Genomic DNA, 26,276 nt, shown 5'->3' on the forward strand with positions numbered 1-26,276 from the left:
GCCTTCTTCGCTGCAATTGCGCCGCACTTTGCTCGCGTGTAGCTTCGAGGCGATAACCAGCTATCGAGCGGGGCTTTGATTCGATGTCGAAAGAGTATCCGAAGCTATTAAATGAGCGATTCAAATGGATCGCGAGGCAAGGACTAGTCAGCGATTACAAGGCAATCGATCGTCGCCGCCTCGCCAGGTCATTCAGCTTGGTCGCTGCGATTATCGATTGTGGTGACGATGAAGATAAGCCTGTCTTAGACGCCTTCCGTAAGACCCAACTTAACTACAACGATCCGTTTCATTGGTGGGAATTGCTGCACGCATTCTGCTCTGTTCACTCCAAGCGTCCGAAGAGGCGACTATGGACCGAGAAGAGGAAGAAACAATTGGTAAAGGATGCCGTCGCGGCCGGCAGCCGCGGCATGTCGATATTCGCAATTTGCCAAGAGATGAAACGGCGCAAGCCCAAGGAATGGCTGCAAGTGCCCGAAAATTTACAAGCACAAATTACGCGCTTTGATTTGACGCAGGAAATTCGCCGAAAAATTGAAGCGAAGCGATCTATCCAAAAGTCAGTTCGCTCTTCAGCTCCGCGGAGAACGAAAAACCCGACGTAAATTGCGGCCGAAGGAGAAGATAAAGGCCCGCCAAGTAGAGGCTCGGCAGCCCCATCGATAACCGAACCATCTGCGACTTGTTCGGCGTCGCGAACATGGGCGGCATTCGCGTCAACAAATGGCAACCTGATCGTCCTTAGTTCAAACAACACCGACGCCACCTACTGCAACCAATGGCGAGGCGACGTCCTGCATTTTGTCGGGTTGGGTACGCTCAAGCCGCAGAAGCTCGATCGGCGAAGCAAGACGCTGACTTTCTTGGATAGGGACGATACCATCGGCATGAACGAGATATTCGAGGACGCTCGGCGAAGCGTGCCGATGCCGGATCTGCCGAGGTCCTTACAAGATCAAATCGCGACCGGTCCGATGAGCATCGAGGACATCGAACGGCCGAGCCACAGAACTCGCGCTCGGTTTGATCAGTTCGACGAATGAACTGAGATGGCCATTTCGCAGCCAAGCCTCACTCACTGAGCAGTTCGGGTCGGTATTCGAAGTGCATCGTGTCGTAGTGATACCATTTACCGCCCCAGATGAACCCGTGACGCTCAAAGATATCGACGATCTCCTGAGGCATCCTGTTCTTGTAGGGGATCGTTTTGGCTTTACCAGACCACAGCCAGTAGTCTGAATATTTCAAATTCAGGTCTATCGCCGCAGCGTACCCATGCATGCTCATCTTGCCCGTATCAGCCACAGGGCGGCACGACAGAACGCCAGCTATGGGATACGCGGCTGCCTTTATCTCGGGTTTGAGTTCGTCAATCTCGCCGGAGACCTCCCTTAGGCGATCTGCAATTCCGTTGACCTGCGTCACTTGCACCGGCTTTCCCCACGATCGCGGCAGCCAAGTTATCGTGACGAGATTCTTTTTCACTTCACCAGCATTGCAGTCGCCGTACATCTTTTTGAAAAACGCTTCATTGCGAAACCTGCCTGGATCGGCGTTTGGCGCAGGTGGGGAGGAGTTACCTCTGGGATATGACAAACTAAGCTGATCCATGATGGACGCTTTGCGTAACAGATCATCAAAGGACTTCTGACCAACGCCGTCGTCAGCCAACATAACCGTCCCATCACGCCAGAAGATATGTTTTTCATCGTGGCCAGACAGGGCATCAGGATAGGCACGAACGAGCCGATCGAGACTTTCCGTTTTGCTCTCAGCTCTCACAATTCCAGGCATCAAAACGAGTGCAATCAGCATGGCTTTGACCGCGAAAGAAGAAGCCATTACCGCTTCTCGATCCGATCCATGAGCGCAATGTTCGCTTGCTCGATTGAGTTGAGCCTCGGATTCCAAGTATTTGGCGAATACCATGAGAAGCGTCCAAATCGGGCCTTGAGATCTGCAGCTTCAAAATAACGTCCTCTTCGCGCGAAAATCTCGTTGCGGGCGATCCGTAACTGTTCCTTGGAGAGGGTCATCAGCTCTCCGGCGGTGAGCATACGTCTGTCAGAATCAGGAATAATAAATTCGCTTTGAGGCACGTTGCTGGGCTCTATGCGCTCAATCAAAGCGACGTTTGCCTTCTCGATGTCGTTGAGCTGGGGATCCCATGTGTTCGGCGAGTACCAGGCGAACCTGCTAAATCGCGCCGTCAAATCGGGTGAATTGAAATAGCGCCCCTTCCGGGCAAAGATCTCGTTTCGGGCGACGCGAAGTTCGTCCTTTGAAAGACGCCTCAGCTCTTCGGGTGAGAGCATTCGGCTGTCTGAATCTGGAAATATAAAATCGGATGGTGTCCTCGCGGTTATTGGTGCCGTTGGGACAGGACTCGGCGCTGGTGGCAAAATACTTGTTGCAGGACCCGCTGTGGCGACTTGATTGGCGGAAGTGCCCGAAAAGTAAAATGAGCCATCGATCGGTGACGTGGAGACCCATGGCTGTTGCGAACTTCCCGTCGCGCGTTTAACTATCAATCCCACTTGATTGAATGCCTGAAGCACGTCCAGTCCCGGCTTCTGCATCGTTTCGACGAGAGCCCTCGTAAATGGGCTGTGGCCATCGTCACCATCCAACGCCACGTTCCCAGGCTGAGTCGCATAGGAGAGTAGGGTCCCTTCCGGAGCGCGGATTTGAGCTAGCCCCCCCATCGGAAGCGCGCAGTCCCCGTCCACCGAACGGATTGTTCCTGCACGCATCTAAGATGACGATGTTCAGCTTAGTTCCGGCACCTTCCATCTGGCGAAGCACGAGCGAGACGTCGACCATCTGAAAATCGACATCCGTTTCGCGCGTCGGATTGGCCGTGACGGGAACAAGGTAATTCGTGCCCCGAACTTGCAGGCCGTGTCCGGCGTAATAAAAAAGCGCAACGTCGGCACCGATCAACTGGTTTCCAAAACGCTGGACCACGTTATCAAAGCTTGATTTGTCGAGGTCGACCTGCGCTCCTCCACCCACCAAGGTGAAGCCGAGCTTGCTAAGCGTATCCGCTACTAGTAGCGCGTCACTTTTGGGATTTTCCAGCCGGGACACGCTCTGATACGCCGAATTGCCTATGATCAGAGCGATGCGCTTTTCAGCCGAAGCCGGTGAAACGAAAAATAAGACAAGCAATATCGCAGAAAGACCGTTTCAGCGCATGGTTTGCTTCCACAAAATAAAGCCGGAGAATAGCAGACGAATTACGCGAAATCGATCCTCATCGGACTGCCAAAGGGGAGGAATAATCGCCTTCTCACCCTCACTTCGTTCGGGTGAGCGCCCTTCGGGCGTGTTCAGGATCTTGATAAATCCTACTCGACCAAGCATCATCCTCCACTAACTCCCATGCGTGCGGTTACGGCTGAGGACATCACTTTGCTCCTCAGCAAAATGATCCGTGCGTACTACGGCTGTCGGTATCATCGGGATCAGAAGAACCATTCTCGTGGTCGGGACCGGCAGTGCGGTGAGCCCCTGTTACCTTCCGCTTATCTGCGCGAAGTCGACGACGAGACCGATCCGACGATCTCGTCACCCTTTGACGGTATAAAGCATTCCCGTCTCTCGTCAGGCTTAGTTTAGCGACCGTGCTTGCTTTGGTCGTTTACTCCCAGGACACATCAGGCAGGGTAGCCCGGATGCTCCGACCGGTGTCTCAGTCCACCGGGGTTTCCGCACGTACTCACCTATTCGGAAGGGTGCGGGGCGCTAACATGAGTGCGCCGATACTGAGATGTTGGGTATTTATGGTCGCTTCATATCCAAGAGATACTGCGGATCGATTCACTTCCGGATAGGAAAACAAGAGCATTCCTTTTCGGTAATCGAACGAAAAGTCGGGGTCGTTGGCGTTCTCCTTGTCGGGGAACCCTAATTCAGCTACCCCCAGCCCCGCCCGGGCTAGGGCTGAAGTTGTTTACTTCTCGACGTCCGTTCGCTCCTTAGCGGACACGGACAATAATCACTTAGTGTTGCATTTTGGGAGGGGGTCGAGACCGCCAAGAGGCTGCTGCGTGCCGGAAGGGTTTGATATGATCGATGGCCTGCCAAGCTGGGAGCCGTCATTGTACAACCGTGATTATTATCTTCATCTAAGGCGAGAGCGCCAGCCAGCAGACATCAAGCTGGTCATTGTTGCAGAGTCGCCGCCGGCGTCCGGAAAATACTTTTACGACACGACGGGCTCGCCAAAGGAGCCGTTGTTTGCGGCGCTGATGCTGCAACTCGACATCGCCCCCACCACAAAGGTGGATGGCCTGCTCGAACTCCAAAAGAAGGGCTGGATCTTGATCGATGCCACATATCAGCCGGTCGACAAACTCGCTAAGGACGCAAGCCTTGATCGTGATGCAGTGATCGTCAGGGATTATCCTCTGCTTCTGGGCGACCTCATGGGCCTGACGCCTGATCGATCCGTCCCGTTGGTCCTGATCAAAGCCAACGTCTGCCGGGTGTTGGAGCCACAACTATCAAAAGACGGGTTCACTGTGCTCAACGGCGGCAGGGCCATCTATTTTCCAAGCCATGGTAGGCAGACCGATTTCAAGAAGCAATTTTCTGCTGTCGTATCCGGCTCGCTGAATAGGTGACGGAGGGACAGCCATCGTCTACCCGTTACACCATGCGCGCGCCTCATAATGTCCGCTTGTCTGCGCCTTCGGTTTGCGAAACCGGTACGAGATGTTAGAACGCCGCTCCTGAATTGGAGTAAAAATGACGAACAAGACAAAGAAAAAAACGACAGCACGCCGCGAGTGGACTGCGACTGAAATCCACAAGCTCAAGGGTCTCGCTAAGCAAAAGACGGGTGTCGATAAAATCGCGCGCGCGTTGAAGCGGACGGTTGCTGCCACGACGGTGAAAGCTTCTCTCCTCGGTATCTCGCTAGATACCAGAGGTTAAACCAGCTCGACGATTCGGACTTGAGCTTCCGGATTAGGCTCGATGTATCTCTGCGTCGTCCGGAGGTTCGAGTGACCAGCCAACATCTGGACGTCTCGCAGCGATCCACCGACGGTCGAGATCTTCCGCGCGGCGCTGGTGATAAAAGTGCGTCTGCCGCTATGGCTCGAACAGCCATTAAACCCCACGTATCGATACCATCGCCAGAATAGGTTCACGATGGCCTGTGCGGACATGCTTCTGGATCGTTCGCTCTCGATCATGAATCGCCCACTGACGATCCCGACGGTTGGGGCGTAAGCGACCAATGCGGCTCGAAGTTCTTCGCTGATGGGAACGACGCGTCCCGACTGACCCTTGCTGGCCGCATTCTCCAAGGAGATCGCGTCACCGATTTGTCCCCTAGCGTCCGTAACCATCCTCCAAGTCAGCTTCGCAATTTCCTTGGCCCGGAGGCCGGCCTTGACTGACAGAAGGAAGATCACTCGGTTTCGGGTTGGCCACCGGGTCTTTGCTAGGTAACCGAGGACGGCCTCGGTCTGCCCCTTAGTCAACGTCTTAGCCTGTTTCCCTAAGCCCATGCAGCCCTCCAAACCGATTATTTATCGGCATCAGGACGCTAGACTGTAATCAGTCTGGAAGGGTCGTACATGCCGACCGGAAAATAGTCTTTGGCAGACAGGGGCTTGGAGCAACTGATTACGGAAGGGACATTCTATCATCAGTCGTCATATCTTCTCAGCATATAGCTTGGTCCAATTCCAGCCCAGCGGCTAACACCCCGTTCAGCGAGTGGCGCTTAGATTCAGGAAGCCGGGGCTAATCTAGATTAGAATTCGTATTGCAACCAGGAAGCGGGTTTGTTAGAAAATACAAGCTTAGGCTGGCGCGCGAAGGCTGGCTGGGAGCATCACTATGGCTTACGAATGCCACGCCGACTCAAGTCTCGCACCGTTCGGGCGAAAAGTCCGGAATTCGCTATGGCTGATCGGAGCCGCGGTTGCGGCGAGCCTTCTTCTGCCCCCGCCGATCGCCCTTGCCCAAGAGGCCTCCGGGCGAATTGTGAAGGGAACGATCCCTGATACTCTCAATGAAATCGCCCAATCCTCCCCTGGGCAGAAGGCGGGCGACGTTTCGCTCGTGACTCGCAACCACAATCTGAAGGAACTGGCGCTTGAGCTCAGCCGAATCTATTTGACGTTATATAACTCAAAGCGTCTCTCGGTGAAGTCGGTCGAGACTAGCGAACACACAGTCGAAGCCGTCCTACGCAAGGAACGCCTGTTCTACGGGAAATTCTTCCCGACAGAGATCGACAGCATGATCTGCGATCTCAATAGCGACATCTGTAACCGCGAGCGGACGGAAGCGACCGGAGAGCAGCGTCAGTCGCTAACCTCAAATGTCTCAGGCTTCCTGCCAAGCGAGACGAGATGGAGGCTCGAACCACCAGTCAACAAGCTCTGGGTACCAGATGTCGTGCTGGTCAAAGACACGGGATGGCTTCCTTACGACGTGATGCCAAAAACACAGCTGGCGCCGTTGGTCATCGACGAACTCGGCGGTTGCGAAAAGTTCGACGAAACCTGTCAGAAGCTGATCATTTTTTACAATCCGTCGCTTGGCGGAAGGGTCTTCCAGACGTCATCTAAGGGCCGGCTGGTGCTGCCTGTGCTGACGATCAAGGTTTCGACGAATGTCGCGAATGCGTCGGAAGCCATAAAGCCGGATTCGCTTGAGCCCACCATAAAATCAAACTCACTTGAATTGCAGAAAATCGATGCCCCCGCCGGGCGCGATAGCTATAAGGTCATCTATAACGACGTGATTTCCAAGCAGGTTCCTACACCCTTACCGCTGCCGCCTCAGCCGCCTCTACCCGATCAAGTCGTCAAGGAATTGCAGCGCAATATTCTGCCAGGAATCTCCATCAAGATTTTTGATGTTCAGCCTGGCGCCGCAGTTTTGCCAATGGATGTACAGAACTCGCGGACGCAGCTGAATCAGCTAATCTCGTGGCCTACGCTTTTGTCCCAGTTGCCCTATCCGGCCGAATTTCAAGGCGGGGTGGGCGTTGGGGTGCTGGACTCTCGGGTCGACGACCAGCATTGCGGCCTGGACTACAGCAAGGTCACGATCAGCAATCGTTCGCCCGCACCCATTCTCGGCGCGCGCGCGAACTGCAATCTGCAAGTGCCAGGGACCGAGGAAGTCGACCATGGAACGCATGTCGTCGGGATCATCGGCGGGTTCTACCCGCAACCCGGATCGAGGCTGCCGATTGGGCTGAATCCCTACGCGCAAATCGCAACCATGGAGATCGATTTCGTTCATCCAAGTAGCGATCAAATCGCTAGCGATATGAAACTCATGGTTCAGGAACGACTACTGAAGGTCATCAATATGAGTTTCGGATACTTGATGACGGCGCAAAACCCCGACCTGCAACTAACTGACGCGCTTGAATCCCCGATCGCGGCGTTGAGCAATGCGACCCTGTTCGTCGCGGCGGCTGGCAATGCCGGGATCAACAAATCATATCTCTGCGACATCCGACCGGCCTGTTTTGATCTACCAAATGTGATCGCCGTAGCAGGGCTCGATCGCAACGCCATCGAACCATCTTTCCTAGATTCGGACCAGAGACCGCATTCCAATTTTGGCAACCGGATCCATGTGGCGGCGATCGGCCAGGCCGTGTTCAGTACGCTCGCAAACGGTCGACTCGGTTATCTCACCGGCACGTCGCAGGCTGCGCCGCAAGTCAGCGCGCTCGCATCGCTGATGTTCGCTAAATACAGTGGCGTGATGCCGATCGAGGTGAAAAATCGGCTGATCTACTGCTCAGACATGATGCAGTCGCTAGAAGAAAAGCTGTTCAGCGGCGGCCGAATCAACGCTGATTGCGCGCTTGATGGCGATGCAGGGAGGTTAACGCTCAAGGTTGGAGGTGTACTGCAAAAAGGCAAGCTGGACCTTCGCGCGATCCTTAACCTGACCGACGCGGACAACAGCGACGTCAATATCCCGGTGCAGACGCTGCGGGCGTTGCATTATAACGCGTGGAATGACTCCTACACGGTATTCTACAACGCGAGGAACAACCGGGATTCGACGCTGTTTCGCTTGTCCGGCTTGACATTCAAGGATCCCAACAAGTCGATCGCATTCACTCCCGCGGGGGGCCACGTCGCTTCGATCAATGTCGGTCAGATTGGTAAATTTGTCTCTTCAATGAAATAGTACGGGTCATCAATGCTGGGTCGTCTTTTATTCATTGCTCTTGTGACGGGCTGGCCGTTGAGTGTCAGCGCACAGATCCCACTACCAGAGGGTAATGTCGAACCACTGAATGTCCCGTTAGATCTTGACGCTGGCGGTGGCGAAGCGTCGGTGATCTGGAGTCATCGCGAAGAGCGCGTCGGGTCAAAATATCTGCGGTTTCATCTGAGCGACATCGCTGATGCATCTAGCGTCGATTACGAACTCAAGATCGTCGATCGCAATAACAATGAGGTGCTGACGATCAGCAAGGCAGAGCTTGCCGGCAAGAGCGAGTACTGGAGCGGTGTGATCGACGGCGACTATGCGCGGATAAAGCTAGTCGCAGCGCAGAAGCCGGCCGGTCTGAGGTTCAGGCTGACCGATCTGGCCTACCAGAAGAACATGGGCGCGGCGTTTTCGATCACGCTACCCGATGATCGCGAGCCGATTGTACGTTACAAGGATATTCCAGACATTTACGGACGCGCTCGCTCCATTGCAAAGCTAACCTTCATCGCAGGCCTGAGCTCAGCGATGTGTACCGGCTTTCTGATCAGTGAAGATCGGATGCTGACGAACGAGCACTGCATTAACCAGGCGGCGGTCTGCAATAGCTTGGTCGCTATCTTCGGCTACGAATTGGATGAGCGCAACGCGGTCAAAGTCGGCGAACAGCACCGCTGCGTGAAATTCTTGGGATCAAGCAGCGAACTCGATGTTGCTATGATTCAGCTCGCTGATAAGCCCGGCACTAAATGGGGCTCGCTCGTGCTCAACCAGCGAAAGATCGTTAAAGATGAGCAAGTCTACATGATACAGCACCCGCAAGGCGAGCCGAAGCAGATTTCCCGAAAGGATTGCTCGGTGACAACTGTGCTGGCCGACGGCAATGCCACCGGGACCGACTTTGGACACAAATGCGATACCCTGCAGGGTAGTTCAGGGTCGCCAATGCTGGGAAGTGATTTCACGGTAATCGGCCTTCATCATTTTGGTTTCGACGCCGCCGCCGACCGCTGGCGCGCGGAAAATCGCGCCGTTCGAATGGAGCGGCTGATCGATTGGGTTACTCAGCGGCTATAAGGCAGGCTCAATATGCAAAGTTTCACTAGAAGGCACTTCCTCAACATTTCATCCAACTTCGGTGCAGCCCTCTGCGCCGGTGGCGCGGCGACTTTGCTGCCATGCAGTGTCGACGCCAAACCAAAGCGTTCCGGCTCAGCGGAGCGCTGGATGGATCAATTGATCAGTCAGCAGCATTCATCGCGGTCCGAGGCCGCGGTCGGTGTGCTGTTCGTTGGACGCTTTCGCGACCCGATGTATTTCTTGACATCGCCGATCTCATGGCACCCAAATTCCGGACAGGATGGCGACTTGGCGCCGATCGAAGTGCCCGCCGGCTTTGTCACAGATTTCGCCAGCATTCCAAGAATCTTCTGGTCCATTTTTCGCCCCGACGGTGACTATGCTCATGCTGCGGTGATCCATGACTATCTTTACTGGACCCAATCCCGACCGCGCAACGTGGCAGACCAAATCCTGAAGCGCGATATGCAAGATCTTCGCGTCGATCGAAATTCCGTGGCTGAGATCTACTCTGCAGTCAGAACCTTCGGTAGCGGCGCCTGGAATGATAACGCGACGTTAAAGGCAAATGGCGAAAAAAGGATCCTAAAAATTTATCCAAACGATCCCTCGATCCTGTGGTCAGATTGGAAAAAGAGACCTGATGTTTTCGCTTGATAATTAATAGAACGCTTTTTTTGCTCACCCTGAGATATCCGCACTTGTCATCTCATCTGCGCGCTTAATTCAGGAGCAACGTCCAGTCGGACTCTCAATTATCAACCAAAGGAAGATCAAGGTTCTCTAGTGCTGTTGTTGAGTTAAGGTTTGCAGTATGACGAGGTTGTTTAATTGTCTATTCTGTTCGGTGGCGAGAGCAGCGGGAGAGCCCATTACGATGTTTAGAGTGTGAGTAACCGTTTGCGAACCGGCCAAAAGATTGCCGTTCGCTCCCGGTCCCTTGAAATTCACTAATGTCCAATTCGGTGTCGCATTTCCGTTAATGGCAACGATGAACTGCACACTCTGCGAGAGAGAATCGATTGGCGGATCGTGAGGGAGTCCATCGATCAATGTATCCACAGTAGTCTTCGCCGTTTTCGCAGCAGTTACTGATCTTCCAAGCTCCGTCATTAGTGCAGTAACCTCAGTTTTCTGCGCGCTATCATTTTCGAACTTTTTCGCCTCTGCGTTTGCGATTTGATATTGCTGATCGACCGCTTTGACCGCGCCATAGATTTTTGCTGCGTCATCATATGTGGCCTGGGTGTCGTCTCGATTGGCATTTCTTCTAGCATCGCTAAGGGAATCGTTCGCGATATTGGCATAATATCCAGCAGATTTGACTGCAGTTCGAAGGGCCGTAAGAGGATCAAACAACTCAGTCTTGGGGGGAGCTAAAACTGGAGGGGCAGGCGGAGATTTCGAGCCGGGGGCGGGATGTCGACCAACTTTCAACTGATGCAGGTCTACCGGAGCCAGCGCTGAGCTAATCCATTCGGCAAGACGGAGGTTGCCATACAAGTCATTCCCTTCCGACAAATTACACAACCCTTGTCGCTTGAACTTGTGTAACTCAGACAATGCTACCGTGAAACTCAAAATATCTGTTCGAACAGCGGTCGTGCTTAATCCAGCTCCGACGGAAAGCGTAATCGATCGACCGACATTGCCGACATTCGGAACGGATACTGATGGCAACAATCGTGTGAAAATCGCGGATGGCGACACAGATGATTGCTCATTGACCATTAATGTTAGGTCAGCTTTTGCAGTCCAACTGCGCATCCATTGATATCGGCCCGTTGGCCACGGCGGCTCCGGCTCCGGGATCGCGAACGCCAATTCACACTTCACGCGCTGCACGATGCTCGAAATTGCAATTCCGTCTTCGCGAAGTGCAGGGACCTGTGTGCATGCTGATGTCGCAAGTACGCACAGACCTAGCCCCGTTACCTTTGAAATCAGCATGGCTGCGCCCCCCCCCTACAATCACTGATTGTATAATCGGAAAGGTCTTGATTGCTACTACATTTTGAAGGTTGCCAACGACCCCTAGCAGCTTGGAAGGCTCCGGCAGGTTGCCTTCGCTCCCATCAAGGAGGGTTTCAAACGTCTGAGTTACCTCTGGATATCAAAGCATCTTTAGACGACGGGTGTTCCTGGCGGGCCGCGGTGCAGCGTTACCACGCGGCCTGTTTTCCTCGTACCGTTAGAGGTCTAGCATCGCAGTGACTGATTATAGAGGGGTAATTCCATCATCAGTTCAGAAAACTAGGTTGGCCGTCACGTGAGCCGCCTAACGGCTGCACCCCCCGCAATAAATCGGCTAGGTTGTGGTCGGGGGAAACCGCCATGAAAAAGTTCATGCAGTTAGGCTTGCTGTACATTGTCATGGCCATCGCCATCGTAGTCTGCGGGCTTGTATTCTTGGCGATGGTCATCGCGATGGTCGCGACGCTCCTGGGCAACCTGGCCATCTGGCCCATCATCGGGTCCGCGATCATCGGGTATAAAATCACTTTCCCTATGGCGATCGGCATCGCTGCGGTCATGGCCATCATCATTTTCATGTTTGCGGGCAGTATTTCGAGGCAGACCGAAGACAAGATGGGCGCGATCATGTCGCTCGGGTGTTTCGGCTCGATCCTCATACCCGTCATGGGCTTGCCGATGTGGTTGGTGCTCGTCTACTTCAACGGAGGCCAGCTCACCGGATGGGCGATCATCCCCTGCGGTATCGTCACGGCCCTGCTTATTTGGGCGCGGATAAGCCGGAAAACGCCGGATGACACGACCGGGAGCCGACCATGACATTGATCGAGGAGGAGAAGCACCGGGAGAATCCGTACGAACTCATCGCCGGTCTCGTGGACCTCGTGGCCGAGGAGGTGTGCGAGCGGCACTACGACGCGCCTACACAGGAGCACCAGCTCTCTGCGAAGCTCGCCGATGCGTTTGAGCGGGAGCTCCGTAGCCTGTTCGATCTGCCGTTCGAGATCACCGTGAAGGTGCAGGACTTCCCGGACAAGGGAAAAGGATCGTGGGAGAAGGAGAGCGGCGCGGACCTGTATATCTCACTCGTGATCCACGACGACGAAAAGGGTACCGTCAACAAGGGCATGTTGGTCCAATCCAAATGGGACCACACGTTCAAACCGAACAACAAGGATTTCCGCGAACAGTGCGAGAAAATGCTCGAGCTTTCGAAGTCGTCTTACGTCTGGAAATTCGGTCCGCATGGCGTTGAGAGCGTACAGGCGGAAGACGTACTCAACCCTCCGCAAGAAAGCTCCTTCTCGGAGAGTCCCCACACCGTGGGCAAGCAGATCGCCGACGGGATTAAGTGCACCCAGGGCGACGAGACCATCGGCCGCGATTTAACCCTCCGCGACCCGGAGTCATTGACCGATATCATGCGGCGGCTCTCCGTAGATAAGGTCATGACTATCACGGCCCGAAAGAACCACTCTTTTCTCCGGGACGACTGACCGCAGCTCGTTATTAAGCCGCCGCGAGCTCGATGCCGTGCGCGGCATGAGCGACATCGCCGACCAGCTTGTTCGTCGGGTAGAAGCCGAAATTATGAAGGCGTGAGAGCAGTGCATCAAAATCAGGGTATCCGACGCCGCCTTCCGGAATCCTCACCGCCAGAGCATCCATCTCGTCAGCGACAGCCTCGATCATCGCCTTGGTCTTCTGCATCTCCTTTGCGGTCGCCATCTTCGGGCCGCTTCGGACATGGAACTGCGAATTGGTCCGCACATACTCCGCGACCTTCCTGATGGTGTTCGTGAACGTCGGCGCGCCCTTGTCGCTGCCATCCACTACGCGCATCAGCTCGACCTGATTCCACAGTGGCGCGCCCGACTTCTCGATGATGAACGGATCATGGAAGCCTTCGCGGCCCCATAGATGCTGCACACGCGCTAACGCCGCGGCGTTTGTCGGGAACGGCTCTTGCCGCAGCATCGCGGTGCGACCGCGAGGCCGGTACGGATCAACGAACATCGGTGCATCGGTATAGAACAACGTCAGCGGTCCGATCTCCGCCATCTCCTTTTTCAATCTGTCTTCCCACACGGTGCAGGCTCCTTCGAGTGTTGAGGGGAGCGGCGATGCGCCGGACTCCCAGTTCTGGATGGTGTTACGGCTCAGGTTGAAGCGGGCGGCAACGTCACTCTGGCTCAGCCCGCACAGCTCGCGCCAATTTCGGAATTCTTCTTTCGTCATGTCGGTCTCCGTTATTTGAGCGTTATCGGAAACCGTTTACTGCTGCAATAAGAATTTTGTCATTGCGGTTCCATGAACCCCGCCGGCTCTCCAACGCTAAATTGTCGAGTCTGCAGAATCTTCTAGACTCCAATATTCGTGTAATTTAGAAGAGAAATTATCGAGAAATCGATTAATAAAATTACAAGCCAATTGGAGGGCGTAAATGCTGGATAAATCGAGCGAGAAAACTGCCCCTGCAAAGGTCGGAAAACGCGAGAAATTCGTCGAATTGGCGGAGAATCGGACGGTCAACGCCATCAAGGCGATCCGTGTAATCGGTAAGCTGGGCAACAAGAACGCCTATCAATTCGACGATTCCGACGTGCAGAAGATCGTGCGGGCGCTTACCAAAGAGGTCGATGCCCTGAAGGCCCGTATGTCTACGTCAGGCGGGAAAGAGTCCGTGGATTTCAAGCTGGGTAACTGAAACATCTTGGGGAGGGGACATGTCGAGTAGCGAGAACCCTAAACTGTGCTTTGCGTTGCTTCAGGCCGACACCGAGGCCGATGTGATCTCCCTCTTGAAGAAAGCGGGGTATTGGGACGACCCGGCGGCATGGCGCTACTACGGCGACCAACCCGAGAACTGGGCGACGGTCGGGAACCAGCAGAGCCGGGCTGAGCAGGCGCTGATCGAGAAGGCCATGAACTCGATCGACACCAAGCTGCTCGCCGCGGCGCGCATCAAGGGCATCCCGTTGAACGGTCCCGAGGCGCCGCAGTCGGTTTTCGACGCCCGGAAGCTCCTGTTCCAGGAGGAGCTGAAGGATATGGAGAAGCTGTCGCGGTCCATCACGATCGCGGCGACCGGCAAGCGCACCCGCCCCTCGATAACAATCGCCGACGACGGCGAGGGCCAGACCCCGAGCGGCATGCCCGGCACGATCCTGTCGCTGCACAAGGGAAACAAAAACGCCATCCCGTTCGTCCAGGGCAAGTTCAACATGGGCGGCAGCGGCGTGCTGGAATTCTGCGGCGTCGATCACAACGTCGAGCTCGTCATCAGCAGGCGGAACCCGAAGCTGCTGCCGAAAGACGCGTCCGCTGCAGACAAGGAATGGAGCTTCACGATCATCCGCCGCGAAGATCCCGGTCCGGCATCACCTCGCGCGAGCCGGTTCACCTACCTTGCGCCGGGCACGGCCGACGAGAAGGGCAACCGCGCGCTGCTGTCATTCGCCGCGCCGACCTTCCCGATCTTTCCCATCAAGAACTCCCCGTATGCGCGTGATGCCGAGTGGGGCACACTGTTCAAGATGTATGAGTATGCGATCCGCGCCACCACCAACATGATGCTCGAAGGCGGATTGATGGGCCGCGTGCGTATCCTGTTGCCGGAACCGGCGCTGCCGATTCATTTCCATGAGTGCCGCGACTACGCCGGGCATTCCGGTTCGTACAATACCCCGATGGGGGGCCTGATCTACACGCTCGAAGAGGATCGGAAGAACCCGAAGCGGCAGAACGTCGAGTGGTTCGATAAGTTCGACATCGATCTCGACGGCGAGAAGTTCTCCGGCCGCATCTATCTGTTCCGGAAGCGCGGCAAGGACGAGAAGAAGAACCCGGCCGACACGTACCGGAAAGACGAGGGCATCGTCTTCACCTACAACGGCCAGTGCCAGGCGTTCTTCAGCAAGGATTTCTTCCGCCGAAAAGCGGTGCGGCAGGATTACCTGTGGGATTCACTGCTCGTCTTCATCGACTGCAGCGCGATCGGCGTGCGTGCGCACGAGAAGCTGTTCATGCCGAACCGCGAGAACTTGCGGCACGGTGATCTGAAGTTCCGTCTCGAAAAGGAAATCGAGGAAAAGCTCCGGCATCACGCCGAGCTGGAGCAGATCGCCATGGCGCGGCGCAAGGGCGAGCTGTCCGAGAACCCGGAGGTCTCTGAATCGTTCGAGAAGTTCATCGAGGACATGGTGAAGAAACACCCGCTACTCGAACAGGTGCTCGGACCCGGCTTCCGCATCGCCAATCCGTTCAAGCCGCACGCCGTTGAGGCGGTTGAAAAGGACTGGGAGGGTGTCCGCTTCCCCACCAAATTCCATTTCAAGGATCGCGAACCCGGCAAGAGCCTGCAGCGCGATGCGCACCTGAATTCGCAAACGCGAATCAGTTTTGTCACCGATGCGGAGAACGATTACTTCAAGCGCGACGAGCAGCCGGGCACGATGACGCTGTATCAGGTTGTCGGCAATGAGCTCGTGCCGGCGAAGAATTGGCGGAGCCCGACCTTGTTCGAAGGTAACGTCACGCTGTCGCTGGCGCTGCCGGCCGAAGCCGGTGTCGGCGACATCGTGGTCTATGAAGCCCATGTCACCGATCACAGCCGCCTGGAGCCGTTCATCAATCGGTTCTCGTTGTCGGTGAAGGCGGAGCGCGAAGCGCCGCCGCCCAATCCGAAGCCGCCGACGCCGAAGCCGGATAAGCCCGGCACCGAGACCGGCAAGGATGCGCAGCAGGACACGAAGCTCAACGTGCCGAACCCGGCCGAGGTCTGGGAGAAGGACTGGGGCGCGCAGAACCCGCAGTTCGACAAGTTCACCGCGATGCGGATCAAGCAGCCGCCCGGTGCGCCGGAAGACTCGTCGGTGTTCGACTACATCATCAACATGAACAACGTCTTCATCGATCAGGCGATCAAGGAGAAGCCGCGGCGCGTTCACGAGTTCCGCGACCGCTATAAGTTCGGCATGACCCTGATTACCCTCGCGCTCATCCGCCACGACATCGAGAAGCGGAAACGGGAGACCGCCGTCGATGACGACGACGATGAAAAACCGAAGCATCAGGATGTGACGGATACGGTTGCCGAGGTGACGAGCGCGATCGCGCCGTTCTTGTTGCCGCTCGTCGATAGTCTTTCGCGGATTACGGGGAAGGTCGAAGCTCTGTCCGCAATTGCTGGCGAGGCAGCCTGATATCGGCCTTACGGTGAAGCAGGACGACTTCTTTGCTGCCCGGCGTTGTGCCGCGCTGTTCGCTGTACCAGCGACGGCCCGGCACGCTACGCCATAAGCGACCGTCAGCTTGACCTTTCAAGATCGGCAGGAAGACTTCAGTGAGACCGGCCGCTTCCATGCACTCGATATATTGCGGGAGCTGCCAGCTCGCGTCTGAGAACGCGAGCATTTGCACCACCACGGTTTCCGCGTCGGCGAGCGCGGCGACCGATGACATCGTAGCAGTGATGTTCTCGAAGTATGATGCGAGACCAGGATTTTTCCGATCGCCCATCGTGTAATAGCTGCTGCCCGAGCCATCGAGCTTGTTGGCGATCATGAACGGCAACGGCGCTTCTTTGCGCCCGTCCACCTGCCAACGATGATAGAGCACGTGCACGCCGGGATACGGCGGAGAAGTCACGACCAACCGTGGCGCGCGCAATCCCTGAAGAATGGCATCTTCCTCGATACCGGCGGCACTACGCCGGACGATCGTGACGGGGTGACGCTTATGTGCTTTCGCAGCGGTCCGCAGATCACGAGCGCCGCGCACCATGTCGGTTGCGGTGTCTTGCAGGATACGGCGGAAATCTTCGATCGTCGCGCGTTTGCTCCGGCCGTCGAGCGCCCACTGTGCAGTTCGCAGGACGACGCAGCGGCCGAACGCTTCGAGGCGCGGCGTGCCGAGCCTGATGGCGCTCGCGAGCGATTGCTCGATCGCCTTCCGGAGCCGCCAGCGCGATGGATGATCGAGATGCTTGTAGTACCCGAGCTTCTCATAGTCGGCGAGCGCCGTGGATGGCTTGTGAATATCGACCGACGCGGCGACACGACCCGCCCAGCGTTCAAGCGTTTCGAGCTCGGCTTCAGAGAAAACCGTGCACTTGATGCCGGCGACGAATTCGGAAAGCGTGCTGATGTCCACACCCACGGCTTCCCGGCCGGCGGCGATGGCTTCGACGAGCGTGGTGCCCCCGCCGACATGCGGATCAAGCACGAGGTCACCGGGCCGAGTGAAAGCGTTGATGGCCGCGCTGGCAAAGACCGGTGAAAATCTGGCAGGGTATTTGTAAAAACCGTGCGTTAGCCCGCGCACCGGGGCTGCGTCGCGCGCGCCAACTACCAACGCCGCCTGGGCGTCGTCGGACAAACGCAAGAATCGGTTTTGCCTAGATTCATACATCCATAACTATAGGGCCAAATATGGTTAATGCCCGGTTGATGACCCCTGCGGGTGATCGGATTTGACTCATTGCCCCCGCGCTGACGTGAGATTCGCATAGGCCAGGATGGGATGAAAGCCCTATTCTTCCTGCGGCAAGCTTCGAAACTGCTTTCCGATATAAGCTATCGAAAAGACGCAGCCGCAAACTCATTCCCAAGCTGCATGCCAGCCCGAGCTATGTCTTTCCACTTAGACGAGACTGTAACTATTATTCCACCGACTGTACGCGACGTACTCTGTGAACCCGGCATGTACAGTGTCATGCACCTGAATAGGATCAGCGAGGTTTTATCCATCAACGGAGAACCTCAATGCCAGTCCTCAAGTCACTCTCGTTCACCGCACTGCCCAAGTCCCCGAATGACCCCGTGCAACATCGCCGGACCAAATTCATCGCTAAACTGGAAGAGCAGAAGCTGCTCCTGAACGATTCCAACCACGTCCGGACCGTCCAGCGCTGGACCAAGGTCAACGGGGAGCGGCAGGCCACCACGAAGCAGCAGGCCGTCCGGCCCTGGTGGAAGATCGACCCGTCCGGCCAAGTCGTGATGTCCATCAAGTTCGGGGCCAAGCCCATCGAGTTCGAGAAGGGCAAGGCGGGCATCGCTGTCCCGTCCAAGGACAAGCTCCCGACCGTGATCGATACCCTGATCGCGGCCGTGCGTGCCGGTGAACTGGACGATCTGTTCAGCCAAGCCGCCAAGAACGGCACCATTGGCAAGGCGAAAAAGACTGCTTGATCATACAGAGCCGGGCGATGGGGACCGGTCCCCATCGCCCGGCTTTGTCGTGTTAGCTGATCGTGGAACGCAGATGACAGCCTCGGGCGTTTCCCATGTGCCGAGCAGACCGAGTTCGTATGCCCTGAATGCTCTCAAGTGGTGTCGTATCACCTCATCGTTCTCCGACATCCCGGAGGTTAAGAAGAAATCAATTTCGTCGACGGCATGACACGCAGCTACTGGCAAGCTGGTTTCCAGCCATCCGATCTGGGCCGCGATGGCTCGGGCCTCAAAGACGCCCTCGGCCGATATTCCACCTGTCATCGCTGCGGACTTTGCACGCAGCTTTGGCGCCATCAGAGCCCGGTCATGTTCCTCGACACCTACGATGTCCCAAACGAATTCAAACCGGACGCACCGCTTGTTTTTGAGCGATCGATCGTCAGCGCGCTGCAGTAGCGCTGCACAGCTCCAGAGCGTGGCGGGAGCCATTTTCAGCAGCTCGTCGAGGCCGTGGTGACTCAGGTGCGCGTAGGCGGAAAACGGATCGGGGAGCCATTTTATAACGGGAGGTCTGGCGCAGCCTTGAGCCTCAGACGTTTCGGCGATGATCCGTTCGATTTGTGAGGTATCGACATTTCGAGGACCAGAACTTGCGGCTTCGGCCCGCCAAATGAGGGACCAGGTAAGCGGGTGCCAACCGAGGTCGGGTCGGGACTGCATGCTGTTCGCCGAAGCCGTTTTGCCTTGGGGTCCGACCAAGCCCATTAGGGCCGAGCCTGCTCCGAGCTTCAAGAAATCCCGCCTGTGCATTGCCATACCTCGCTTCCATCCTGGGAAGGTCGGCCATAAACTGAAATCTGGACCGGGGACATGTGGGTCAGACCCAATCCGGCAGACGAACGCGCTCGGCAGACGGGCTAGCCGCCCTTCTTGCGGGGCCGGGTTGGCTGCCGGAAGAATTCCGCCGGGTCCACCTCTAGGACGGCCGCCAGCTTCTCGATGATCTCCAAGCCCACATAGGTCACGGCCCGCTCGACCCGGCTCAAGTAGGCCCGGTCCACCCCGGCGTCATTGGCCAACTGCTCCTGTGACACCCTCCGGTCATTCCGGAGACGTCGAAGATTGGTCGCAAAAAGTTGGCGCAGGTCCATGTACCCAGCCAACCAACCTGTGGTTTATTAGCCCACGGCTTTAAAGCCTCAATCAGATCGACACGACCGGCTGGCATTGAAGGGATATTTTTATGAAGAAGTTCGTTGCGACGCTCACCTTGCTGCTGGTGCTCGGGGTCCCGCTCGCCGTCGCCAATATTCAGACTCTCTACTCGTGGTTTCCGGCGCTCAAGCCCGCGCTTGCACATGCTATCGACGTCGTCACGGGCTATGTCCCGCCGGCCGGGCCATCGCTTAGGGTGACACGTGAGTGCAGATACTTGGACCCAACGGCCACGCAGTGTTGGGACCACTTGAGGATCGTCTCGTTGAGCGATCAGCCAGTCACAATTGAACAAGTTCTTGTTAATGGCCGGCCAGAATGCACGTCGACCAACGGTCTTGTCTTGCTGATTGCAACTCGGGTCATCAACGTGACCAACAAAACCATTAAGACAGGCGACGCTTACGGTGTCGGAATGAGTTGTGAGCCCGTAAGCGTAAAGATCGTCACCGATAAAGGCGTGTGGAGCGGCGGGAACCAATAGTAGGCCGAGTCCAGGACAGTCGATGTAGGCGATCGGCGTTCAAACCGATTACAAGCCGAAGGCTCACGATAGGCACCTACAGCCTAGCCTTGTCTTTCGTCTATTCGATACGCTCAGATGCCTTGGTGTTGGGATTCGGGACGGGCTTATAAGCCTGCTCGCTCAGTGTCTCTCGAGATACTGCTCCTACGCTCCCATGACCGGGTTGTTGCCGAGACCCAGTCCTTCGGGTCCTTTTGGGTGTTGTCTGCCATCGAAATCTACTTTTCATCCCAACGTCGCACTAGACTCTTCGTTCCGCTTTTGTTCTTATGCTCACCTATCGTGATTTTTGGGCGGAACGGATGCCGGACCTCGATTACATCAGGGCTGAGATCGAACACATGCGCGTCCAGGTCGGACGGCACCGAAAGGAGATCCTTCAGCTCCAGCGAGCCGGTATACCTACTGAGGCCGCCGACGCCTTGCTGCAGCGCATGCTGGATAAGATTGACGGACTCTGTGCCGAGCGGGACCGCCTGAAGGCTCAACAGCCGAAGGAGCCAAAGCACAGGGTCCTTGGAGGCCGGAAATGGTAGTGCCGGCCGTCAAATACTTCTCGGATAATCAAGAACAGCCGCCCTTCCTGAAAGCCCTTGCGGAGGTTCGGCGTATCGGAGTGCACGAGGGGGTGGTGTTACCACCACGTCCAAGCAATCATGCTGGCGATCGACCAGTACGCCGAAGCTGCCACCGGCAATCGAGAATTTTTCTGGAACAGGCCCCAAAGCATTGGCGGGAGCCGCAGGAACTCTGACGTCCCTTAATTGTCCGGCGAACCGGCCCCTCGCCTAGTCCCATTAAGCCGAACCCAGCGCCGCGACGAAGTACGGCATGATGTGGTTGAGCGCGATTCCCGCGTTGTGGACCGAGGCGAACTCCTGCGCATAGTTACCCTGGGCTTCGTCCGGGAAGTGAGTGATCCTGTTCGGAATGGCAGTGACATAGATAAACGGCTTCGTATCCCATTGAGCCCGAATAACGCCGTGGGTTGTCTCAACCGAAGTCACGTTGGTTGCGCCGGCTTGCTGTGCGGCAGTGACCGTCTTTTGATCGACCAACGCATAGGGCGTATCGTGCGGGATATTGACCGAGCTGACGGCGACGCCGTCTGCTGCAATGATGAGGCGGGCCTTTTGCGCTGGATTGATCGGCACAGTGAGCATTTCGGAGTTGATCTTCAGTAGGGCCGGTGCGTCGGCCAGAACGCTTTTGAAGAATGTATCGGGCGTCTTACCGGGAATGAGCTTGTCAAAATCTTTCCATGACCAGTTGCTGTGCTCTCCGGGCCCGTCCTTCTGGGCATCGCGAACATAGATTGCGCTGCCGACCGTGGCACAGCCATCGTAGGGAACGATATCCGGGAATGCGGCTGTCCCAAATGCGACAACGCCGTCAGGCGGGTCAAGAACCTGGCCAGAAGGCGCGTAGTTCTTGATAGCATCCATCGCCTTTTCCTTGTTGTCGCTGAAACCGTGATTGATGTTCTTGTCCATCAGATCATCGAGGCACCAGACTTCGACCAAAGCCGTCGTATCGCCCGTCTGCGGCTGCGTAACGATCCGGCAGCGCGGACGCGGATCGACTTGAACAGGCGGGGTAGCCTTGATGTCGGCCACAGGGCGCGGCCAGATCATGTCACCCGGCACGCCAAGTTTCGGGTTGCGCGCCCACCTGTTGCAGAGGACGGCCATCAGGCCGTCGCCCTCATAATATGTGTTGGCGACAATGACTATTCGCAGCGGTTTCCCGCTTATCTTGGGCGCTGGTGTTTGGCCGAACGAAACGTTAGGCGGGGAGACTAGCGTTGCACCAAGCAGGCCCAAAAAATCACGACGTTTCATCGTGTGCCCCTTTAATAAGCAATGGGTCGGACTCAACTATGACGAGCTATTCCTGTCAACTGCCCTCAGATCAATCGCGCGTCGATATTCTCTAGCTGGACGATTTCGATCCGCTGCGGAAGCTGCCACCGGCAACCGTAACTATTTTCTTCGAGCGACCGCAGAGCGTTGGCCGAAGGAATTCCGACGTTCCCTAACCGTTAGGCTCATCTCTCTCGTCCGGGTACCCCAAGTCGCTTCACCCCACCGCCTCAGGACGAAAAGCCCTCATAGACAAAGGCGCCTCTGATCGTTTCGGCATCCTTTTCAGTCACGCCCTGCGCGCGGACGATATCGTACCAAGTAGCCCGCACTTTCATGGTCATGTCAGAGACAACGGCCCTCGCTTCCGCTTCGTCGAGCAGAAAGCGAGCGTGTTGAGACAGAAGGTTTTTTGCGTTGGCAAAGCGGCCCTGGTCTCCGATTATCATAGCAAGGTCACGGTGACCCTGTGAGATCAGGGGAGACGGAGTAAGGTCATAGGTGGGCGAGAGCTTCCATTCGTGTTCCATTGCGATGATGGCGTGATTGCGCGGATGGTCGTCAATGTTCGATATCAGCGCATTGAAGAGCATGCGGCGGAATAGTTCGAGGGTATCCTTCTTTGCTTCGGCTGCGACCCGCCGCAATTCTTCCGCCATCAAGACATAGGACCAACGGTCTCTCGACTCGGGAAATTCTTCTGCGCGAAGCAGCGTGAGGCCACTGATCAGTCGCGCTTTCGTGTAGCCCTTTTCTGTTTGTTCTCGGTCGAAGCGCTTTACAAGTAGAACATCCTTTCCGGCAACGGTTTCAATGCGGCTTGTTGCAACGGTGACGCCGCACATTCTTGCAAGCTCAAGCATCGCACGCTCGACACGCGTGTTGTTCCATCGATCGTTCGGGTGGTTGAATTTTGCTATCCAAAGGCCTTCATCGTCCTCGACAACGACTTTCGGACGCGCACCGCCCATCGATGTGCTGATCAGCAGCAGATCCTCGGTTGTGACTTCCTCCTCGCGCATTAGCGCTTCAGCAATTTCCTGGAGTCTCGCGAGTTCGATGATTCGGCTTAATTTACACCGGAGGGATGATGGCTGCCGGTTAAGGCCGAAGCCAAGCGCGCCGGCACGATCATCGGCTGAATGCAGCAGGTAGTCGACCTCACCGAGCTGCGTGACGCCCGCCAGTTTTTCAATCACGCTGCGCCCCCAAAAATCAGGACTCGAATCGCGCAGCGCACCGAATACGCCGTCCAGACGTACAGTTTCGTAAGTCTCATCCGACAATTTTAGCTCTATTGGATCAACTGCGACAGCGTTGCCACGCTCAAGATAGGATCTATCGTAGACGAAGTGTCCGACTGCGGTACCGCAAGGCTCTTTCGTCAACTCAAACTTGCCCGCCGCGACGGGCTCAGTTTCACCAGGAAGCGTAATGTTGACGAAGCATTCCGTGCTGGCCTTAGAAGTCATTGTCGAGGCCTCTACTGTGCGGGCACGTGTGCACAACTTGTCAGCGTGGGGGATTAGGTTGCCGGCACCGCCGACTGGCCAGTCATGTCGGTGGCGCGAGCGATAATTAAGCCGATACGGCAGCGCGCCTGACCATAACTTTGATGTGCATCTACCGTGGCGCTGACCACCATGTAGGACTTATTATTGCTTATTGCCCTGGAACGAGAGCTCGGCGAGCTCATCGCGGCGCAGGAGGGGCACTATGGCAAACGCTCTTGTTGTTCACAAGGATCGCCTGCCTCAATCCCAAAAGATCCTTCGCGCGGCGCAATACGTCCGCAAGTCGACCGCCTACCAACGATATTCCATCAAAAACCAGGCTGTGGTGATCGCCGCATATGCACAAGTGCACCAACTCTCGATTGTCCGCACCTATCGCGACGAACGCGAGAGCGGCCTAAGAATCAAGAACAGAAGGGCCTTGACCAAATTGCTGGATGACTGCGCTGATTTCGATCATATCTTAGTTTTTGACGTCAGCCGTTGGGGTCGATTTCAGGGTATCGATGAAAGCGCGCACTATGAGTTTATCTGTAAACAAGCGGGGATCAAAGTTTTCTATTGCGCCGAGCAATTCGACAACGATGGAAGCCTTCTTCTGAGCATCGTAAAAAATATCAAGAGAGTGATGGCGGCGGAGTTTAGCCGAGAGCTTTCAGCGAAAGTATACGCGGGCGAGTGTCGCTTGGCGCGGCTCGGCTTCAAAATGGGCGGCCCGGTTTGTTATGGGCTGGAGCGGGTTGTAATAGATGAAAGAGCCCAGCCCAAAGGAACTCTGATCGCAGGTACCCGGGGGCGAGTACGGGTAATATGGGTGATCGACAGCGGTCCTGTATTTCTCGGCTTTGCGCAGATCGAGCAGGGAGAGGAACATGTCCCACCATCCCGCACCCGCACCACACGTCGAGCACCTCATACGCGCGGCCCAATACTTGCGCATGTCATCAGACGTGCAACGCTATTCTACGGAAAATCAGCAGAATGCGATCGTTGAGTATGCCCAGCAGCATGGGTACGAAATCGTCGCCTCTTACAGAGATGCTGGGAAAAGCGGCCTTTCATTAAAAGGCAGGGATGCGCTTAGGCAACTGCTCAGCGACGCACTTTCCGCCCAGCGCGTTTTTGACGCCATTCTGGTTCTTGATGTCAGTCGGTGGGGTCGCTTTCAAAATCCTGATCAAGCCGCACACTACGAGTTCTTATGCCGACAGGCGGGGGTACGCGTTGTCTATTGCGCGGAGCCGTTTGGGGAAGACGTGGCTCCTATTACGACAATCGTCAAGCATTTGAAGCGGGTGATGGCCGGGGAATATAGTCGCGAACTCTCTGCCAAGTTGTGTCGTGCTCACCGTCAACAGGCGGAATTGGGGTTTCGTCAAGGCGGAAGCCTAACCTACGGGTTTCGAAGGCTTCTCGTGAATCCTGCGCGCATTCCTAGACAGATCTTGAACAGCGGAGAGGGTAAAGCCCTAAGCTCCGATAAAGTGATCGTTGTGCCCGGACCACCAGAAGAACTCGCAGTGATTAGGCGTATATTTCGGCTGTATGTATGCCATCAATTGCCCATTCCCAAGATTGCCAAGCGTCTCGCGAATGAAGGTATACGCGGTTACGGAGACAGGCCTCTGGGAGCGCGGTCTATCCGGCACATTCTTTCTTGCGAACTCTGTATCGGGCAGATGACGTACAACGTAACGTCAAGCAGGCTGCAGGGCCGCACCATAAAGAACCCGGAACACACATGGACAAGGTTTTCGGCCTTTGCCCCAATAGTGTCGGTAAGACAATTTAGAAGAGCCCAGGAGCGCCTTTCGCTGGTAAATCGACGTTGGGACCAACAAGCGATAATCAATTCCATGCAGAGACTGCTCTCAGAGAAAGGGCGCCTTACACAGATACTGATCAATGAAGCGGAAGACGGTCCGTGCTCGGAGACAGTAGTCAATCATTTTGGTTCGCTGGACGCTGCTTATGCTGCTATCGGCTATAAGCCGGAACGCAGACTTCCTTTTGGCATGAACGGAAGATATTGGAGCACGAACGCCGTCTTGAAAGGGTTGCAGAAGCTTCACAACGCGCATGGATGGATTTCGAACCGCCTCATAGACGGTTTTGCCGGCCTGCCTGCTCAGGCTCACATCCGACGCTGCTTCGGCTCTATACGCGAGGCGATGAGACAGGCAGGTTTGCCTGCCGTTTCCCATAGCGAAACGCAACGCCGCGCGTGGCGGCGACGAAAGGCAGCCGGATGCGATGAGATTTATCAGGGTGTTCGCTGGACGGACGAGAAGCTTGCCCAGGTGCTACGTCGACTGCAAAAGCGATACGGGTACGTTTCAGCGAATTTGGTCGACAGGAGTGAAGAAACGCCCAGCGTCGGCTACTTTGCCAAACGGTTTGGATCGCTCACCAAGGCGAAGAGTTTTGCAGGACTGCCTGTCCAGACTCACTCGCAGATCACGCTCGCCGCTTGCAAGCGAAAAGAGAGGGCAAGACAATTGGACGGCAGCCGCGTCATTCGGCACAACGCATCGGTCTGCACTATCGTTCGGATCGCATTTTGCTTGGGCTAAAGCGGCTGGCGCAACGGGAGGGCGCAATCTCCGCCCAACTAATAGACGAAGATGCTGCTTTGCCATCATCGGATTGCGTTATTCGTCATTTTGGTTCGCTTTGCGAGGCGTACAAATTGGCTGGCCTGATCCGTTTGAAC

General features: G+C 56.0%; 25 protein-coding genes and 1 pseudogene. 15 read left to right on the forward strand and 11 right to left on the reverse strand.

Going from position 1 to position 26,276, the window contains the following annotated elements; translation table 11 throughout:
• The first annotated feature begins 83 nt into the window (after nt 1-83).
• Both FFI89_RS00930 and FFI89_RS00935 read left to right on the forward strand, forming a co-directional pair.
• On the forward strand, nt 84-608 hold the full coding sequence (locus FFI89_RS00930; protein ID WP_138832060.1) for a hypothetical protein: 525 nt from the start codon (nt 84-86) through the stop codon (nt 606-608).
• A gap of 204 nt (nt 609-812) precedes the next feature.
• Complete coding sequence (locus FFI89_RS00935; protein ID WP_138832062.1) at nt 813-1,046, forward strand: hypothetical protein; 234 nt, start codon at nt 813-815, stop codon at nt 1,044-1,046.
• Nucleotides 1,047-1,074: 28 nt separating this feature from the next.
• Here FFI89_RS00935 and FFI89_RS00940 read toward each other — a convergent pair whose 3' ends face one another.
• Nucleotides 1,075-1,845, reverse strand: coding sequence for a M15 family metallopeptidase (locus FFI89_RS00940; RefSeq protein ID WP_246669346.1), 771 nt, complete (start codon nt 1,843-1,845; stop codon nt 1,075-1,077).
• A pseudogene (locus tag FFI89_RS00945) lies at nt 1,845-3,177 on the reverse strand (YARHG domain-containing protein). Before FFI89_RS00945 ends, FFI89_RS00940 begins: the two are co-directional and overlap by 1 nt.
• Nucleotides 3,178-4,073: 896 nt before the next feature.
• On the opposite strand from FFI89_RS00945, the gene FFI89_RS00950 reads away from it, so the two are divergent.
• Both FFI89_RS00950 and FFI89_RS00955 read left to right on the forward strand, forming a co-directional pair.
• A complete protein-coding gene (locus tag FFI89_RS00950; RefSeq protein ID WP_138832064.1) occupies nt 4,074-4,631 on the forward strand; it encodes a hypothetical protein in 558 nt (185 codons plus the stop codon).
• 124 nt (nt 4,632-4,755) lie between these two features.
• On the forward strand, nt 4,756-4,944 hold the full coding sequence (locus FFI89_RS00955) for a hypothetical protein (RefSeq protein ID WP_138832066.1): 189 nt from the start codon (nt 4,756-4,758) through the stop codon (nt 4,942-4,944).
• Here FFI89_RS00955 and FFI89_RS00960 read toward each other — a convergent pair.
• Complete coding sequence (locus FFI89_RS00960) at nt 4,941-5,525, reverse strand: site-specific integrase (protein ID WP_138832068.1); 585 nt, start codon at nt 5,523-5,525, stop codon at nt 4,941-4,943. The genes FFI89_RS00955 and FFI89_RS00960 overlap by 4 nt on opposite strands.
• A gap of 334 nt (nt 5,526-5,859) precedes the next feature.
• Here FFI89_RS00960 and FFI89_RS00965 point away from each other — a divergent pair, with 334 nt between their 5' ends.
• From FFI89_RS00965 to FFI89_RS00975, 3 genes are all read left to right on the forward strand, one after another.
• Nucleotides 5,860-8,187, forward strand: coding sequence for a S8 family serine peptidase (locus tag FFI89_RS00965; protein ID WP_138832070.1), 2,328 nt, complete (start codon nt 5,860-5,862; stop codon nt 8,185-8,187).
• A 12-nt stretch (nt 8,188-8,199) separates the two neighbouring features.
• A complete protein-coding gene (locus FFI89_RS00970; protein ID WP_138832072.1) occupies nt 8,200-9,291 on the forward strand; it encodes a serine protease in 1,092 nt (363 codons plus the stop codon).
• A 150-nt stretch (nt 9,292-9,441) separates the two neighbouring features.
• Complete coding sequence (locus FFI89_RS00975) at nt 9,442-9,951, forward strand: DUF1353 domain-containing protein (RefSeq protein ID WP_210249059.1); 510 nt, start codon at nt 9,442-9,444, stop codon at nt 9,949-9,951.
• A gap of 126 nt (nt 9,952-10,077) precedes the next feature.
• Here FFI89_RS00975 and FFI89_RS00980 read toward each other — a convergent pair whose 3' ends face one another.
• Nucleotides 10,078-11,244 (reverse strand): hypothetical protein, encoded by a 1,167-nt coding sequence (locus FFI89_RS00980; protein WP_138832074.1) that lies wholly within the window; start codon nt 11,242-11,244, stop codon nt 10,078-10,080.
• Between the two features lie 384 nt (nt 11,245-11,628).
• On the opposite strand from FFI89_RS00980, the gene FFI89_RS00985 reads away from it, so the two are divergent.
• Complete coding sequence (locus tag FFI89_RS00985; protein WP_138832075.1) at nt 11,629-12,087, forward strand: hypothetical protein; 459 nt, start codon at nt 11,629-11,631, stop codon at nt 12,085-12,087.
• Complete coding sequence (locus tag FFI89_RS00990; RefSeq protein WP_138832077.1) at nt 12,084-12,764, forward strand: hypothetical protein; 681 nt, start codon at nt 12,084-12,086, stop codon at nt 12,762-12,764. The genes FFI89_RS00985 and FFI89_RS00990 overlap by 4 nt, the downstream gene beginning before the upstream one ends.
• Nucleotides 12,765-12,777: 13 nt before the next feature.
• On the opposite strand, the gene FFI89_RS00995 is transcribed toward FFI89_RS00990, so the two are convergent.
• Nucleotides 12,778-13,506, reverse strand: a complete 729-nt coding sequence (locus FFI89_RS00995; RefSeq protein ID WP_138832079.1) for a DNA-binding transcriptional regulator — start codon at nt 13,504-13,506, stop codon at nt 12,778-12,780.
• Nucleotides 13,507-13,711: 205 nt separating this feature from the next.
• Here FFI89_RS00995 and FFI89_RS01000 point away from each other — a divergent pair, with 205 nt between their 5' ends.
• On the forward strand, nt 13,712-13,975 hold the full coding sequence (locus FFI89_RS01000) for a hypothetical protein (RefSeq protein WP_138832081.1): 264 nt from the start codon (nt 13,712-13,714) through the stop codon (nt 13,973-13,975).
• Between the two features lie 19 nt (nt 13,976-13,994).
• A complete protein-coding gene (locus FFI89_RS01005) occupies nt 13,995-16,472 on the forward strand; it encodes a hypothetical protein (RefSeq protein ID WP_138832083.1) in 2,478 nt (825 codons plus the stop codon).
• On the opposite strand, the gene FFI89_RS01010 is transcribed toward FFI89_RS01005, so the two are convergent.
• Nucleotides 16,423-17,646, reverse strand: coding sequence for a DNA methyltransferase (locus FFI89_RS01010; RefSeq protein ID WP_210249060.1), 1,224 nt, complete (start codon nt 17,644-17,646; stop codon nt 16,423-16,425). The two genes, FFI89_RS01005 and FFI89_RS01010, sit on opposite strands and share 50 nt — an antisense overlap.
• A gap of 386 nt (nt 17,647-18,032) precedes the next feature.
• Here FFI89_RS01010 and FFI89_RS01015 point away from each other — a divergent pair, with 386 nt between their 5' ends.
• On the forward strand, nt 18,033-18,461 hold the full coding sequence (locus FFI89_RS01015; protein WP_138832087.1) for a DUF6641 family protein: 429 nt from the start codon (nt 18,033-18,035) through the stop codon (nt 18,459-18,461).
• Here the strand turns inward: FFI89_RS01015 and FFI89_RS01020 are convergent, their stop codons facing one another.
• Nucleotides 18,462-19,166 carry a hypothetical protein gene (locus tag FFI89_RS01020; protein ID WP_138832089.1) on the reverse strand — a complete coding sequence of 235 codons (705 nt, stop codon included), beginning with the start codon at nt 19,164-19,166 and terminating at the stop codon, nt 18,462-18,464. It lies immediately after the preceding gene.
• A 197-nt stretch (nt 19,167-19,363) separates the two neighbouring features.
• Nucleotides 19,364-19,597 carry a helix-turn-helix domain-containing protein gene (locus tag FFI89_RS01025; protein ID WP_138832090.1) on the reverse strand — a complete coding sequence of 78 codons (234 nt, stop codon included), beginning with the start codon at nt 19,595-19,597 and terminating at the stop codon, nt 19,364-19,366.
• Nucleotides 19,598-19,689: 92 nt separating this feature from the next.
• On the opposite strand from FFI89_RS01025, the gene FFI89_RS01030 reads away from it, so the two are divergent.
• Nucleotides 19,690-20,145: a hypothetical protein gene (locus FFI89_RS01030; protein ID WP_138832092.1), complete on the forward strand. Its 456-nt coding sequence runs from the start codon at nt 19,690-19,692 to the stop codon at nt 20,143-20,145.
• Between the two features lie 260 nt (nt 20,146-20,405).
• On the opposite strand, the gene FFI89_RS34190 is transcribed toward FFI89_RS01030, so the two are convergent.
• The 3 genes from FFI89_RS34190 to FFI89_RS01050 all read right to left on the reverse strand — a co-directional run bounded on the left by FFI89_RS34190 (nt 20,406) and on the right by FFI89_RS01050 (nt 23,521).
• Nucleotides 20,406-20,675, reverse strand: a complete 270-nt coding sequence (locus tag FFI89_RS34190; RefSeq protein ID WP_168212739.1) for a hypothetical protein — start codon at nt 20,673-20,675, stop codon at nt 20,406-20,408.
• A 309-nt stretch (nt 20,676-20,984) separates the two neighbouring features.
• Nucleotides 20,985-22,028 carry a hypothetical protein gene (locus FFI89_RS01045; protein ID WP_138832096.1) on the reverse strand — a complete coding sequence of 348 codons (1,044 nt, stop codon included), beginning with the start codon at nt 22,026-22,028 and terminating at the stop codon, nt 20,985-20,987.
• Between the two features lie 251 nt (nt 22,029-22,279).
• Nucleotides 22,280-23,521 carry a type II toxin-antitoxin system HipA family toxin gene (locus tag FFI89_RS01050; RefSeq protein WP_138832098.1) on the reverse strand — a complete coding sequence of 414 codons (1,242 nt, stop codon included), beginning with the start codon at nt 23,519-23,521 and terminating at the stop codon, nt 22,280-22,282.
• Nucleotides 23,522-23,765: 244 nt separating this feature from the next.
• Between FFI89_RS01050 and FFI89_RS34760 the strand changes: the two genes are divergently transcribed.
• Together FFI89_RS34760 and FFI89_RS01060 are read left to right on the forward strand one after the other, a co-directional pair.
• The gene (locus FFI89_RS34760) at nt 23,766-24,557 is read left to right on the forward strand and encodes a recombinase family protein (RefSeq protein WP_138832100.1); all 792 of its coding nucleotides are present in this window, start codon (nt 23,766-23,768) and stop codon (nt 24,555-24,557) included.
• Entirely contained in the window at nt 24,502-26,136 is a 1,635-nt protein-coding gene (locus tag FFI89_RS01060) for a recombinase family protein (protein WP_246669570.1), read from the forward strand. Before FFI89_RS34760 ends, FFI89_RS01060 begins: the two co-directional genes overlap by 56 nt.
• The last annotated feature ends 140 nt before the right edge of the window (nt 26,137-26,276 follow it).

The sequence above is a fragment of the Bradyrhizobium sp. KBS0727 genome, from assembly GCF_005937885.2.
Classification (GTDB): domain Bacteria; phylum Pseudomonadota; class Alphaproteobacteria; order Rhizobiales; family Xanthobacteraceae; genus Bradyrhizobium.